Source organism: Leclercia sp. LSNIH8, assembly GCF_002920195.1.
Classification (GTDB): Bacteria; Pseudomonadota; Gammaproteobacteria; order Enterobacterales; family Enterobacteriaceae; genus Enterobacter.
Genome location: NZ_PQJY01000004.1, coordinates 479,699 through 494,099 on the forward strand (window position 1 = coordinate 479,699; position 14,401 = coordinate 494,099).

Genomic DNA, 14,401 nt, shown 5'->3' on the forward strand with positions numbered 1-14,401 from the left:
TATTAAGACTTGCTAATCAGCGGAGCTAACAGTGAGCCTATCGCTCTTTGATTTCCCAACGTATTTTAAGTTCTTTATTGGTCTGTTCGCGCTGGTGAACCCGGTGGGCATTATTCCCGTCTTCATCAGTATGACCAGCTATCAAACCGCCCTTGCCAGGAATAAAACCAACCTGACGGCAAATTTATCCGTGGCGATCATCCTGCTGACGTCGCTCTATCTTGGCGATTCAATATTGCAGATTTTTGGCATCTCGATCGATTCGTTCAGAATAGCCGGCGGGATCCTTGTGGTCACCATTGCCATGTCAATGATCAGCGGCAAGCTGGGTGAGGACAAACAGAACAAGCAGGAGAAATCAGAAACCGCCATCCGAGAGAGCATCGGCGTGGTGCCGCTGGCATTGCCCTTGATGGCAGGGCCAGGGGCGATCAGTTCTACCATCGTATGGGGAACGCGTTACCATAACCTGATGCATCTGATTGGCTTCTCGATAGCTATTGCCCTGTTTGCCTTCTGTTGCTGGGGGGTGTTCCGTATTGCGCCGTGGCTGGTACGCCTGCTGGGCCAGACAGGCATTAACGTTATCACCCGTATTATGGGTCTGCTGCTGATGGCGCTGGGGATTGAATTTATTGTTACCGGTCTGAAATCAATTTTTCCGGGGTTATTAGGGTAATCCTTCAAATGAAAAAGCGGAGCACTGGGCTCCGCTTTTTTTGTCATTATCAGCAAATCATATAATGAAAGTTGAAAATCGCTTTAACTATAATAAATTTTATTAATAATTTTGTTTTGTTAACTTTCAATAAGTTGCCTTTCCACATACCGTTCATCTGGTCATAAACCGCGCAAAGCGTCTGTTATTTTACTCACACAATACTCTGGGGCTTGCTGCAAGATTACTGAGATGATATTAGTAATTTGCTGAATGATTTAGATGAATGTGCTAAATAATAGACAGTTGTTAATTTTTTGTACAAAAAACAGATCGCTTCTGGCATCGCGGTACGCTCATCGAAAACACTTTCTTCATCTCATTGAATGACAGGCACTTTTTTCGCATTCGATGCGCGGCATGGCAGCCCACGGCGTAACGGTCTCTTCCGTAAAAGAGAATTGGTTAACAAATTTGCAAAATGTATTGGCACCTAAGTAACTCATTTGGTACTTTCCGGCCATTCCATTTCAGCGTACTTCTTATAGATGAGAATCTTTTTCATTAACGATTCTGACCTATAAGAATTAATACATGCCTCGGCAGGGGAGGCATGTCACAAATCGACGCAAGGTGGCCAGACGAGCCGCCAGTAATAGTAAAGTCGGTGATAGCGAGAAGTAAAAAACGCCTGACGGCAGCATAAACTCCTACGTTGTCAGGGAACCCCTAAAAAGGGGAATTAAACAGGCTGGTAAAAACCAGTAATTATAAAGAGTGGAGTATCAACACAATGTCCATCATCACAAAAAAAAGTCTGGTAGCTGCGGGGATTTTAACTGCGCTAATCGCAGGTAACGTTGCAATGGCTGCTGACGTCCCTGCTGGAGTTCAACTGGCGGAGAAGCAAACGCTGGTGCGTAACAACGGTGCTGAGGTTCAGTCTCTGGATCCGCACAAGATTGAAGGTGTACCGGAGTCTAACGTTAACCGCGATCTGTTCGAAGGTCTGCTGGTCACTGACGTAAACGGCCACCCGGTTGCGGGTGTAGCTGAAAAATGGGAAAACAAGGACTTTAAAGTCTGGACCTTCCACCTGCGTAAAGACGCGAAATGGTCCGATGGTTCCCCGGTTACCGCCCACGATTTCGTTTATAGCTGGCAGCGTCTGGCAGATCCTAATACTGCCTCGCCGTATGCGAGCTATCTGCAGTATGGCCACATCGCCAATATCGATGACATCATCACCGGCAAAAAACCGATTACCGATCTCGGCGTAAAAGCGATCGATGACAATACGTTCGAAGTTACCCTGAGCGAGCCGGTACCTTATTTCTATAAGCTGCTGGTTCACCCGTCCGTTTCCCCGGTTCCAAAAGCCGCGGTTGAAAAATTTGGCGATAAGTGGACTCAGCCTGCCAATATCGTGACCAACGGCGCCTACAAGCTGAAAGCCTGGGTCGTTAACGAACGTATCGACCTGGAGCGTAATACCAACTACTGGGATAACGCGAAAACCGTCATTAATCAGGTCACCTACCTGCCAATCTCTTCTGAAGTGACTGACGTTAACCGCTACCGCAGCGGCGAAATCGACATGACCTATAACAACATGCCGATTGAACTCTTCCAGAAGCTGAAGAAAGAGATCCCTGCTGAAGTACACGTTGACCCGTACCTCTGCACCTATTATTACGAAATCAACAACCAGAAAGCGCCATTCACTGACGTTCGCGTTCGTACCGCCCTGAAGCTGGCGCTGGATCGCGATATCATCGTCAACAAGGTGAAAAACCAGGGCGACCTGCCAGCGTACAGCTACACGCCACCGTATACCGATGGTGCGAAGCTGACCGAGCCAGAATGGTTCAAAATGACCCAGGAACAGCGTAATGCAGAAGCGAAGAAGCTGCTGGCCGAAGCGGGTTATACCGCAGACAAGCCGCTGACCTTCAGCCTGCTGTATAACACCTCCGATCTGCATAAGAAACTGGCTATCGCAGTCTCTTCCATCTGGAAGAAAAACCTGGGTGTGAACGTGAAGCTGGAAAACCAGGAGTGGAAAACCTTCCTGGATAGCCGCCATCAGGGCACCTTTGATGTGGCCCGTGCTGGCTGGTGTGCGGACTACAACGAGCCGACCTCTTTCCTGAACACCATGCTGAGCGACAGCTCGAACAACACCGCGCACTATAAGAGCGCAGAGTTCGATAAGCTGATCGGCGATACCCTGAAAGTGACTGACGAAGCGCAGCGCGTCGATCTGTACGCGAAAGCGGAACAGCAGCTCGACAAAGATTCTGCGATCGTACCGGTTTACTACTACGTGAACGCCCGTCTGGTGAAACCGTGGGTAGGTGGATATACCGGGAAAGACCCGATGGATAATATCTACGTTAAAAACTTGTATATTATCAAGCATTAATGGCAATGAGTGGGGCGGGCGCTGTCTGCCCCACGGTGTCTACTCATCGTAATATTATATAGGCACACGCCAGAAGGTACGGGCAATGTTGAAATTTATCCTACGTCGCTGTCTTGAAGCGATCCCAACGCTATTTATTCTTATCACGATCTCCTTCTTTATGATGCGTCTCGCGCCGGGAAGTCCATTCACCGGTGAACGTACGCTGCCGCCAGAAGTTATGGCGAATATCGAAGCGAAATATCATTTAAACGATCCTATCTCCACCCAGTATTTCAACTATCTGAAACAGCTGGCCCACGGTGATTTTGGTCCGTCGTTTAAATATAAAGATTATTCCGTAAACGATCTGGTGGCGTCCAGCTTCCCCGTTTCGGCGAAATTAGGCGCCGCGGCGTTTTTACTGGCCGTTATTCTTGGCGTCACGGCGGGCGTTATTGCTGCTCTTAATCAAAATACGAAATGGGATTACACCGTTATGGGGGTGGCAATGACCGGTGTCGTCATACCGAGTTTTGTCGTGGCCCCCTTGCTGGTCATGATATTTGCCATCACCCTGAAATGGCTGCCCGGCGGCGGCTGGAATGGCGGGGCGCTGAAATTTATGATCCTGCCGATGGTCGCGTTGTCTCTCGCCTATATCGCCAGTATTTCGCGTATCACCCGTGGTTCAATGATTGAAGTGTTGCACTCGAACTTCATCCGTACTGCCCGGGCCAAAGGGCTGCCGATGCGCCGCATCATCTTCCGTCACGCGTTAAAACCTGCGCTGCTGCCGGTGCTCTCTTATCTGGGCCCTGCGTTCGTCGGGATTATCACCGGGTCAATGGTTATCGAAACCATCTATGGTTTGCCGGGTATCGGCCAGCTGTTCGTTAACGGCGCCCTTAACCGCGACTATTCACTGGTACTGAGTCTGACCATTCTCGTTGGCGCGCTCACCATCTTCTTTAACGCGATCGTCGACGTGCTCTATGCCGTTATCGATCCGAAAATCCGCTACTGACACTGGAGCTCGCCATGATGTTAAGTAAGAAAAACAGCGAGGCGCTGGAAAACTTCAGTGAAAAACTGGAAGTGGAGGGGCGCAGCCTCTGGCAGGATGCACGCCGTCGCTTCATGCATAACCGTGCTGCGGTTGCCAGCCTGATTGTCCTGGTCCTTATCGCCCTGTTTGTGACGCTGGCGCCGATGCTGTCGCAGTTCACCTACTTCGACACCGACTGGGGCATGATGTCCAGCGCGCCGGATACCGAATCGGGCCACTACTTTGGTACCGACTCTTCCGGGCGTGACCTGCTGGTCCGTGTGGCCATCGGTGGACGCATTTCGTTGATGGTAGGGATCGCAGCAGCCTTTGTTGCGGTGATTCTGGGGACGTTATACGGATCGCTCTCCGGCTATCTCGGCGGCAAGGTCGATTCGGTGATGATGCGTATTCTGGAGATCCTTAACTCCTTCCCGTTTATGTTCTTCGTCATCCTGCTGGTGACCTTCTTTGGCCAGAACATTTTGCTGATCTTTGTGGCTATCGGCATGGTCTCCTGGCTCGATATGGCGCGTATCGTGCGCGGCCAGACCCTGAGCCTGAAGCGCAAAGAGTTTATCGAAGCGGCGCAGGTGGGCGGGGTTTCAACCGGTAATATCGTGGTCCGTCATATCGTGCCAAACGTGCTGGGTGTGGTGGTGGTGTATGCCTCCCTGCTGGTTCCGAGCATGATCCTGTTTGAATCTTTCCTGAGCTTCCTCGGCCTGGGTACCCAGGAGCCGCTGAGCAGCTGGGGTGCGCTGCTGAGCGATGGCGCCAACTCTATGGAAGTTTCACCGTGGCTGCTGCTGTTCCCGGCGGGTTTCCTGGTGGTGACACTGTTTTGTTTCAACTTTATCGGCGATGGCCTGCGTGATGCCCTCGATCCGAAAGACCGTTAAGGAGTGCCGCCATGACTATTATTGAAACGGCATCGGCCCCACAAGCGCATCAGCAGGGTAATCTCCTGCTGGATGTAAAAGATCTGCGCGTCACCTTTAAAACGCCTGATGGCGATGTGACCGCGGTAAATGATCTTAACTTCAGCCTGCGTGCTGGCGAAACGCTGGGTATCGTGGGTGAATCCGGTTCCGGTAAATCCCAGACGGCGTTCGCGCTGATGGGGCTGCTGGCACAAAACGGCGTTATCGGCGGCTCTGCCACCTTTAACGGTAAGCAGATCCTTAACCTGCCGGAGAACGAGCTTAACAAGCTGCGTGCCGAGCAGATATCTATGATTTTCCAGGATCCGATGACCTCCCTGAACCCGTACATGCGTGTGGGCGAGCAGCTGATGGAAGTGCTGATGCTGCACAAAGGGATGGGCAAAGCCGAAGCGTTTGAAGAGTCGGTTAAGATGCTGGATGCGGTAAAAATGCCGGAAGCGCGTAAGCGTATGCGCATGTTCCCGCACGAGTTTTCTGGCGGGATGCGCCAGCGCGTGATGATCGCGATGGCGCTGCTGTGCCGGCCAAAACTGCTCATTGCCGATGAACCGACTACTGCGCTGGACGTGACCGTTCAGGCGCAGATCATGACCCTGCTAAACGAGCTGAAGCGCGAGTTTAATACCGCGATCATCATGATTACCCACGATCTGGGCGTCGTGGCCGGGATCTGCGACAAAGTGCTGGTGATGTATGCCGGGCGTACCATGGAGTACGGTAAAGCGCGTGATGTCTTCTACCATCCGGCGCACCCGTACTCGATTGGCCTGCTGAATGCGGTACCGCGTCTTGATGCGGAAGGGGAGTCGCTGCTGACCATTCCTGGCAACCCGCCTAACCTGCTGCGTCTGCCGAAAGGCTGCCCGTTCCAGCCGCGTTGTCCGCACGCGATGGAAATCTGCAACAGCGCGCCACCGCTGGAAGAGTTTGCACCAGGCCGTCTGCGTGCCTGCTTTAAGCCGTACGAGGAGCTGGTATGACAGCCATTGACGAAAAAAGAAATGTTCTGCTTGAAATCGCCGATCTGAAAGTGCACTTCGACATCAAAGACGGCAAGCAGTGGTTCTGGCAGCCGGCGAAAACCCTGAAAGCGGTTGACGGCGTCACCCTGCGTCTCTACGAGGGGGAAACTCTTGGCGTGGTGGGGGAGTCGGGCTGCGGCAAATCCACCTTTGCCCGCGCGATCATCGGCCTGGTGAAAGCCACTGGCGGCAAGGTCGCCTGGCTGGGTAAAGATCTGCTGGGGATGAAGCCGGAAGAGTGGCGCGAGGTCCGAAGCGACATTCAGATGATTTTCCAGGATCCGCTGGCGTCACTGAATCCGCGTATGACCATTGGCGAGATCATCGCAGAGCCGCTGCGTACCTATCATCCGAAGATGCCGCGTACCGAAGTGCGCGACCGCGTCAAGGCGATGATGATGAAGGTAGGTCTGCTGCCGAACCTTATCAACCGCTATCCTCACGAGTTCTCAGGCGGCCAGTGCCAGCGTATCGGGATTGCCCGCGCGCTGATCCTCGAGCCGAAACTGATTATCTGTGACGAACCGGTCTCGGCGCTGGACGTGTCGATTCAGGCGCAGGTGGTTAACCTGCTGCAGAAACTGCAGCGTGAGATGGGGCTGTCGCTGATCTTTATCGCCCACGACCTGGCGGTGGTGAAGCACATCTCCGATCGCGTACTGGTGATGTATCTCGGCCATGCGGTGGAGTTGGGCACCTATGACGAGGTGTATCATAATCCCTTACACCCTTACACCAGAGCGCTGATGTCTGCCGTGCCGGTGCCGGATCCTGACCTGGAGCAGAATAAGACCATTCAGCTGCTGGAAGGGGAGCTGCCGTCGCCCATCAACCCGCCATCTGGCTGCGTGTTCCGTACCCGCTGCCCGATTGCCGGGCCGGAGTGCGCGAAGACGCGTCCGGTACTGGAGGGCAGCTTCCGCCATGCGGTCTCCTGCCTGAAGGTTGACCCGCTCTGACCGGGTAACAGGCAATAAAAAAGGCTGCAATCGCAGCCTTTTTTTATTCGCGCCAAAGTATGTGGCACAGCTTGTGGTCTTTCTCACGACACAGCAGAACGCGGGCAAAGATATCATTGATCTCTCCGCCGTCGGTCTCCGCCAGGCCAATCACCACCTCGGCGAAAAAGTCCGGGTTCAGGTCGTAATCGACATGTTCAGCCCAGTCTTCAGACGGATCGAACAGCTCGGCGCCGCCACGCTCTTCAAACTGCAAATTAAAGAGAATCACGTCAGCCGGGTCGAGATTATCGACGGCCAGTTCCAGAAAGATATCGTAGGCCTGCTCGAGCGTTTCGTCTTCGGTCAGGCGATTGTTCAGATCCATTTCCATGATGACTACCTGTTTAACATCGTTGGGCACGTTTTACAGCAACGGACTAAAGAAGTAAAACAGTCGTTCGGCAATTCGCTGCCATAGCGGCCTTTTCATCCACAGACGGGCATCCAGCAGGCGGGAGCGCGAGATATAATCATCCTGCACGGCCGCCAGATCGCCCCCAAAACCGGTATCGTCGATCACCAGCGTGATCTCAAAATTGAGCCACAGACTGCGCATATCGAGGTTCACTGTTCCCACCAGGCTAAGCTCGCCATCCACCAGCACACTCTTGGTGTGCAGCAGCCCACCTTCAAACTGGTAAATCTTCACCCCGGCCGCCAGCAGTTCGCTGAAAAAGGCCCGGCTGGCCCAGCCCACCAGCACCGAATCGTTCTTGCGCGGCAGGATAATACTGACATCGACCCCGCGCTGGGCGGCGGTGCAGATAGCGTGGAGCAGATCGTCACTCGGCACGAAATAGGGGGTGGTCATGATCAGGTATTCGCGGGCGGAATAGGCGGCGGTCAATAACGCCTGATGGATCAGATCTTCCGGGAAGCCCGGTCCGGAGGCGATAGTATGAATAGTGTGCCCGCTGGCCTGTTCAAACGGCATGATATTGGCATCCGGCGGTGGGGGCAGAATGCGTTTGCCGGTTTCAATCTCCCAGTCACAGGAGTAGACGATCCCCATCGCGGTTGCGACAGGGCCCTCCATACGCGCCATCAGATCGATCCATTGGCCCACACCGGCATCCTGTTTAAAAAAGCGCGGGTCGACCATGTTCATGCTGCCGGTATAGGCGATGTAGTTGTCGATGAGCACCATTTTGCGGTGCTGGCGCAGATCCATCCTGCGCAGAAACACACGCATCAGGTTAACCTTTAACGCTTCGACCACTTCTACACCGGCATTGCGCATCATGGATGCCCAGTTACTGCGGAAAAAGTTCACGCTACCGGCGGAGTCGAGCATCAGACGGCAGTGGATCCCCCGGCGTGCCGCGGCCATCAGGGATTCAGCTACCTGATCGGCCATCCCGCCCGGCTGCCAGATATAGAACACCATCTCGATATTATGCCGCGCCAGCTGAATATCGCGGATCAGGGCGTTCATAACGTCATCAGAGGTGGTCATCAATTGCAGCTGATTGCCTTTCACCCCGGCAATCCCCTGGCGGCGTTCACAGAGCTTAAATAACGACGCGGCGACGTCACTGTTCTCTTCGGCAAAAATATGTTTGCAGGATTTCAGATCGTTCAGCCATTTCGCCGTGGAGGGCCACATCGCCCGGGCACGCTCGGCCCGACGTTTACCGAGGTGAAGCTCACCGAAGGATAAATACGCAATGATGCCGACCAGCGGCAGGATATAAATAATCAACAGCCATGCCATGGCAGAGGGAACGGCTCTGCGCTTCATCAGGATGCGTAACGTCACCCCTGCGATCAACAGCCAGTATCCCAGAATGAGCAGCCAACTCACCACGGTGTAGAAGGTTGTCATAATAAAAAATCCTTTTGAAAGCGTATTGTTAAGAGTTTACGCGTCAGGATTTTTCTGGCAAATAAAAACGCCAGATAAAAGCGCTGGTCTGCCGCAGGCAAGGGACTATAATGAACGCTCTGTTTTGTGAAGAGTTGGTAACATGAAGCGCAGTAGAACAGAAGTAGGGCGCTGGCGCATGTTGCGACAGACAAGTCGTCGCAAAGCGCGTTGGCTGGAAGCTCAATCCCGCCGTAATATGCGTATCCACGCCATCAGAAAATGCAGTATGAACCGTCATCGCAATGCGTTGCTGTTCGCCATTCAGGATTACTGAATGACACAAGGGCACCCACAGAGGTGCCCGATGTTTTTTATTCGCTACATCAAAAAGGAGGATGAGGTGTTTGCGGATTTGGGTGTACTGAATTTCTGGACCTATGTTGTCGGGGCTATTTTTATTGTTCTGGTTCCTGGGCCTAATACCTTATTCGTTTTAAAAACCGGTATTGGTCACGGTGTGAAAAAGGGCTATCTTGCCGCCAGTGGCGTATTTATTGGCGATGCGGTACTGATGTTTCTGGCATGGGCAGGGGTCGCGGCGCTGATCCAGACCACGCCGATGCTGTTTAATATTGTGCGCTATCTCGGGGCGTTCTATCTGTTATGGCTGGGCGGCAAAATGCTCTGGTCGGTAATAAGGCATACACAGCAGGGCGATGCTGGCGGTCTCGAACCGGCTAAAACCATAATGAAACGCTCGCTGGTGCTGAGTATGACCAACCCGAAGGCGATTTTGTTTTATGTCTCATTCTTTGTGCAGTTTATTGACGTTCACGCGAAGCACACCGGCGTCGCTTTTATGATCCTCGCGGTCACGCTGGAAATCATCAGTTTTATCTATATGAGCTTCCTGATCTTCTCCGGCGCGTTTGTTACGCGCTATCTGAAAACCAAAAAGAAACTGGCGAAGCTGGGAAATGGTTTAATAGGATTACTGTTTGTTGGCTTTGCGGCGCGGCTGGCATCGCTGAACTAATAAAAAAGGCTCCTGGTACGGAGCCTATTTTTATCTTAGAAAACTTTTTTAAACGGCTTCACCACGACGTTATCATACACGCCTGCCGCCACATACGGGTCGTCCTGCGCCCAGGCCTGTGCCGCTTCGAGGGATTCAAATTCGGCAATCACCGTTGAGCCGGTAAAGCCAGCCGCACCCGGATCGTTGCTGTCGACAGCAGGCATTGGCCCTGCGGTCAGTAATCTGCCTTCGTCATGCAGCAGTTGTAAGCGCGCAAGGTGGGCAGGGCGTACGGAGAGACGTTTTTCCAGAGAATCAGCGACATCTGCAGCAAAAATCACGTAAAGCACAGCGGAGCTCCTTAACCGATAAAAGTGGGAATTACGTTATGTGAAAGTGCAGGTGACTGCAATGTAAAGATGGCAACATTGTTAAAACCTTGCGCCTGATGGGCCTTTTTTCACCAGCTGGACGGTAAAATCGGGCGAAGTTTAACTGGCTTATTGAATATGATTGCTATTTGCATTTAAAATCAGGGCCTGGCTTTTTAACTGAAACGATTATGACTTCAATGACCCTCGATTTACCTCGCCGCTTTCCCTGGCCGACACTGTTGTCCGTCGGAATTCACGGAGCCGTGGTGGCGGGTCTGCTTTACACATCGGTACATCAGGTTATTGAAATGCCAGCGCCCGCGCAGCCGATTTCGGTGACCATGGTAACGCCTGCGGAGCTGGAGCCCGTGCAGGTCGCGCCTCCACCGGAGCCTGTTGCAGAGCCCGAACCCGAGCCGGAACCAGAACCTGAAGTTGTTCCTGAGCCGCCAAAAGAAGCGCCTGTGGTGATCCACAAACCGGAGCCCAAGCCAAAACCGAAGCCGAAGCCGAAACCGAAGCCGGTGAAAAAGGTGGAAGAGCGTCCGAAGCGTCAAGAGCGCCCGGTTGAGCCTCGTACCACCCAGCCAGTTGAGCGTGCGGCTCCGGCTCGCCCGGTCATGAACTCCGCGCCAGTTACCGCTAAGCCGGTTCCAGCGGCACCGGCGGGTCCACGTGCGTTGAGCCGTAACCAGCCGCAATATCCGTCGCGGGCGCAGGCTCTGCGTATTGAAGGACGTGTACGGGTGAAATTTGACGTCACCGCCGACGGACGTGTGGATAATATCCAGATCCTCTCCGCGCAGCCGTCAAACATGTTCGAGCGTGATGTGAAAAACGCGATGCGTAAGTGGCGCTACGAAGCCGGTAAGCCAGGCAGTGGGCTCATCGTCAATATCGTTTTCCGCCTCAACGGCGGGGCGCAGATGGAATAATAAAAAAAGCCTCCCAACTGGGAGGCTTTTTTTATGCTTGCGGTAATGCGCGCGGTTTGCCTTCGCTATCCACCGCCACGTAAATAAAGAGCGCTTCGGTGGCCTTATAGCGCTGGCCGATCGGTTCCGAAGAGACCTTCTTCACCCACACTTCGATATTGATCGACACCGAGGTATTTCCCCGTTTCACGCAACGCGCGTAACAGCAGACCACATCACCCACCGCGACAGGCCGCAGAAAGGTCATACCATCAACCCGGACCGTCACCACGCGGCCATGGGCAATCTCTTTAGCGAGGATCGCCCCGCCCATATCCATCTGCGACATTAACCAGCCGCCAAAAATATCGCCGTTCGCATTGGTGTCGGCGGGCATTGCAAGTGTGCGTAAAACCAGTTCGCCCTGCGGGGCGTTCGTTGTTGTCATTATGAACTCTACTTATTACGGAGGACTTCAGGCGGGATGCTACTATGATTTGCTGCCGGAGAGAACAGAAGAAAAACGCCAGGCTTATTAAGCCTGGCGGAAGGATTACTGCTTGTCGTCCTGCGGCATGTGGCGATAGATATAGATGCCGCTCAGTAGGGTGAAAATCAGCGTTAAGGCGGTCAGACCAAAGACTTTAAAGTTGACCCAGATGTTCTGCGGCAGCCAGAAAGCGATATAGATATTCGCCAGACCACAGAGAATAAAGAACACCGCCCAGGCGATATTCAGGCGCGACCAGACCGCCTGCGGCAGCGCCAGCTCTTTACCCAGCATGCGCTGGATAAGCGGCTTTTTCATCACCCACTGGCTGAACAGCAGAGCACCCGCAAACAGCACGTAAATGACGGTCACTTTCCACTTGATGAACTCATCGTTGTGGAAAAAGACGGTCAGCCCGCCGAAGACGGCCACCAGCACAAAGGTGATCAGGGCCATTTTTTCAACCTTGCGGTAGCGCACCCAGCTGTAAATCAGCACGACTGCGGTGGCGACGATCAGGGCAGTGGTCGCGGCGTAAATGTCATACAGCTTATAAAAAGCAAAAAAGACAACCAGGGGTAAAAAATCAAGAAACTGCTTCATTCTTCGATTCCATCTATCAGCGATGACCTGTACGTTCTGAACAGGCCGTCAGAAAAATTACTGGCGAATTAACGTGTACAGGCGGAACAAATAAACGAGCAAGACAGCGGAGATGAGGTTGCTCAGGGTATTTGCCACAACAGCACCGACGTTAGGCGTCAGAACGGCAAGATTAGGTGCAAACAGCAGCAGCAGAGTTTTCGCCAGCAGCCAGCTCATTACCGCTGGCGCGACCAGACGCATATTAGACCATGCAAGCCGGATACTGCTACGCATGGCGACAAAAATGCCCATGCGGTCCTGCACCATCATTACGGGGGCGAAGGCGAGCACAATCGCCAACAGCACGCCCGGCACCACAACCAGCATAATCCCTAATTGCACCAGCATGGTGGTTAAAAAGATCAGAATAAACAGCTTGGGCAGCAGCGGCGCGCTGGCACCTATCGCCCGCAGCGCGCTGACGCGTTGCCCGGCAGAAACCAGCTGGATCATCAGCAGCACGCCGCCAGCCAGAATGGCATTGCCGATAAGTCCGGAAAAGGTCGAGGCCGCAGAAGCCCGCAACAGGATCTGCTGCTGTTCCGGGGTCATGTTCTGCACCATCTCAAACAGACCAACGCTGCTGGCGATTTGATCGCCTTCGCTCAGGCTGGCAATCTGCTCCTCACTCGGCGAAAAAGCATGACCAAGTACCACCGTGATAAATGCGCACAACAAGGCGATCAGTAAAAAGGTAACGAACTGATTGCGGAAAAAATTCCCCGTGTCACGGTAGACAGACTTCGCCGTGATAGACATGCACTCTCCTTGAGTATTGCAGGTGTTAATTAGCGGGCAATTGTACCCTGGATAAGTGTACGGTGGCAGTATCAAGCCTTGTATGGAAAAGCATATCTTTGTAAAGCGCCCGTAATGCGTCGCTGCCATTTTGCGCGGTTGTAGGCAAGCGGGGCGTTTTGTGTCCGAAACGGCAAAATTGATCCAGACCCTGCCTATCAATTTTTGCTAGTTGTGAAAAAAATTAATTTAGATCAATGAATGTTAAATCACTGAATTTAGTGTGATCAATGCAAGATCACTTATTAATCATTTGTAGGTATATTCCGTTCCTGAATAAAACCATAACGAGGGAATGGATATGAAAAAAGCAGCGGTGGCAGCACTGATTCTGAGCACGCTTTCCGGCGGCGCAATGGCCCACGAAGCAGGTGAGTTCTTTTTCCGTCTCGGGACGGCGACGGTGCGTCCTACGGAAGGCTCGGACAATGTGCTCGGTTTGGGCGGTTTTAACGTCAGTAACAATACCCAGGCGGGGATGACCTTTACCTGGATGGCGACTGATAACGTCGGCGTTGAACTGCTGGCGGCCACGCCGTTTCGCCACAGAGTAGGTACGGGCCCAACCGGGGATATCGCCACGGTTCACCATCTGCCGCCGACGCTGATGGCTCAGTGGTATTTCGGCGATGCTGGCAGCAAGGTTCGCCCCTACGTTGGCGCCGGGGTCAACTACACCACGTTTTTTGATGAGAAGTTTAACGACACCGGTAAAGCGGCTGGCCTTTCCGATCTGAGCCTGAAAGATTCATGGGGTATGGCGGGGCAGGTGGGGCTGGATTACCTCATCAACCGTGACTGGCTGATTAATATGTCGGTCTGGTACATGGATATCGACACCGAAGTGCGCTTTAAGGCGGGGGATCAGCAGCAAAATATAAATACCCGTCTGGATCCGTGGGTGTTTATGTTCTCGGCGGGATACCGCTTCTGAAAATAAGAAGGCCCCGAGGGGCCTTTTTTTATTTACTTACGCCCTAACAGCAGGCCAAGAACAATACCCACCGCACCCGCGGCAATCAGGCCGGTAAGGGGGTTATTTTTCACTGCGTCGGTCACATCAGTAACAACGTCGCTTGCCTGTGCAGCATATTTGCGCCCGGCACCCTTCAGCTGATGTTTTGGCGAATCAACGGCCTCGCCAAACTGCTGCTGCGCAGCGCCGGCGAATTCATCCAGTTTGTTCTTCGCTTTTTCACCTGCATATTGTGCATCATTATCAAGATTTTGGTCTGACATAACGTTCTCCTTTTGTAGTCAATGTAAAGCATAGAC

The 14,401-nt window shown here is 53.0% G+C and carries 17 protein-coding genes and 1 pseudogene; 10 read left to right on the top strand and 8 right to left on the bottom strand.

From position 1 onward, the window contains the following. The first annotated feature begins 31 nt into the window (after positions 1–31). From C3406_RS14360 to oppF, 6 genes are all read left to right on the top strand, one after another. Complete coding sequence (locus C3406_RS14360) at positions 32–679, top strand: YchE family NAAT transporter (protein ID WP_103179918.1); 648 nt, start codon at positions 32–34, stop codon at positions 677–679. 772 nt (positions 680–1,451) lie between these two features. Continuing rightward, positions 1,452–3,083, top strand: coding sequence for an oligopeptide ABC transporter substrate-binding protein OppA (gene oppA, locus C3406_RS14365; RefSeq protein ID WP_103822263.1), 1,632 nt, complete (start codon positions 1,452–1,454; stop codon positions 3,081–3,083). Between the two features lie 85 nt (positions 3,084–3,168). Continuing rightward, positions 3,169–4,089, top strand: a complete 921-nt coding sequence (gene oppB / locus C3406_RS14370; protein WP_103179916.1) for an oligopeptide ABC transporter permease OppB — start codon at positions 3,169–3,171, stop codon at positions 4,087–4,089. Between the two features lie 14 nt (positions 4,090–4,103). Beyond that, complete coding sequence (gene oppC, locus C3406_RS14375; protein WP_103179915.1) at positions 4,104–5,012, top strand: oligopeptide ABC transporter permease OppC; 909 nt, start codon at positions 4,104–4,106, stop codon at positions 5,010–5,012. 11 nt (positions 5,013–5,023) lie between these two features. Next, positions 5,024–6,037, top strand: a complete 1,014-nt coding sequence (gene oppD, locus C3406_RS14380) for an ABC transporter ATP-binding protein (RefSeq protein ID WP_103179914.1) — start codon at positions 5,024–5,026, stop codon at positions 6,035–6,037. Next, positions 6,034–7,038: a murein tripeptide/oligopeptide ABC transporter ATP-binding protein OppF gene (gene oppF, locus C3406_RS14385; RefSeq protein ID WP_103179913.1), complete on the top strand. Its 1,005-nt coding sequence runs from the start codon at positions 6,034–6,036 to the stop codon at positions 7,036–7,038. Before oppD ends, oppF begins: the two co-directional genes overlap by 4 nt. A 43-nt stretch (positions 7,039–7,081) precedes the next feature. Here the strand turns inward: oppF and C3406_RS14390 are convergent, their stop codons facing one another. Together C3406_RS14390 and cls are read right to left on the bottom strand one after the other, a co-directional pair. Then, a complete protein-coding gene (locus C3406_RS14390) occupies positions 7,082–7,411 on the bottom strand; it encodes an HI1450 family dsDNA-mimic protein (RefSeq protein ID WP_103179912.1) in 330 nt (109 codons plus the stop codon). Positions 7,412–7,444: 33 nt separating this feature from the next. Further along, a complete protein-coding gene (gene cls / locus C3406_RS14395) occupies positions 7,445–8,905 on the bottom strand; it encodes a cardiolipin synthase (RefSeq protein ID WP_103179911.1) in 1,461 nt (486 codons plus the stop codon). Between the two features lie 142 nt (positions 8,906–9,047). Between cls and C3406_RS26040 the strand changes: the two genes are divergently transcribed. Then, a complete protein-coding gene (locus C3406_RS26040) occupies positions 9,048–9,221 on the top strand; it encodes a YciY family protein (RefSeq protein ID WP_139157093.1) in 174 nt (57 codons plus the stop codon). 66 nt (positions 9,222–9,287) lie between these two features. Next, positions 9,288–9,923: a leucine efflux protein LeuE gene (gene leuE, locus C3406_RS14400; protein ID WP_103822506.1), complete on the top strand. Its 636-nt coding sequence runs from the start codon at positions 9,288–9,290 to the stop codon at positions 9,921–9,923. A 35-nt stretch (positions 9,924–9,958) separates the two neighbouring features. On the opposite strand, the gene C3406_RS14405 is transcribed toward leuE, so the two are convergent. Beyond that, entirely contained in the window at positions 9,959–10,255 is a 297-nt protein-coding gene (locus C3406_RS14405; RefSeq protein ID WP_032611245.1) for a YciI family protein, read from the bottom strand. A 221-nt stretch (positions 10,256–10,476) separates the two neighbouring features. Between C3406_RS14405 and tonB the strand changes: the two genes are divergently transcribed. Continuing rightward, a complete protein-coding gene (tonB, locus tag C3406_RS14410; RefSeq protein WP_103822505.1) occupies positions 10,477–11,214 on the top strand; it encodes a TonB system transport protein TonB in 738 nt (245 codons plus the stop codon). A 31-nt stretch (positions 11,215–11,245) separates the two neighbouring features. Here the strand turns inward: tonB and yciA are convergent, their stop codons facing one another. The 4 genes and pseudogenes from yciA to C3406_RS14430 all read right to left on the bottom strand — a co-directional run. Continuing rightward, complete coding sequence (gene yciA, locus C3406_RS14415) at positions 11,246–11,641, bottom strand: acyl-CoA thioester hydrolase YciA (protein WP_103179910.1); 396 nt, start codon at positions 11,639–11,641, stop codon at positions 11,246–11,248. A gap of 105 nt (positions 11,642–11,746) precedes the next feature. Then, positions 11,747–12,286, bottom strand: a complete 540-nt coding sequence (locus C3406_RS14420) for a septation protein A (protein ID WP_103179909.1) — start codon at positions 12,284–12,286, stop codon at positions 11,747–11,749. A gap of 57 nt (positions 12,287–12,343) precedes the next feature. Continuing rightward, positions 12,344–13,087, bottom strand: coding sequence for a YciC family protein (locus C3406_RS14425; protein WP_103822262.1), 744 nt, complete (start codon positions 13,085–13,087; stop codon positions 12,344–12,346). A gap of 25 nt (positions 13,088–13,112) precedes the next feature. Further along, positions 13,113–13,202 (bottom strand): annotated as a pseudogene (locus C3406_RS14430) (YkgJ family cysteine cluster protein); the annotation flags it as partial. Positions 13,203–13,427: 225 nt separating this feature from the next. Here C3406_RS14430 and ompW point away from each other — a divergent pair. After that, positions 13,428–14,060, top strand: a complete 633-nt coding sequence (gene ompW / locus C3406_RS14435) for an outer membrane protein OmpW (RefSeq protein ID WP_103822261.1) — start codon at positions 13,428–13,430, stop codon at positions 14,058–14,060. A 32-nt stretch (positions 14,061–14,092) separates the two neighbouring features. On the opposite strand, the gene C3406_RS14440 is transcribed toward ompW, so the two are convergent. Further along, positions 14,093–14,365, bottom strand: coding sequence for an ElaB/YgaM/YqjD family protein (locus C3406_RS14440; protein WP_103179906.1), 273 nt, complete (start codon positions 14,363–14,365; stop codon positions 14,093–14,095). Between the last annotated feature and the right edge of the window lie 36 nt (positions 14,366–14,401).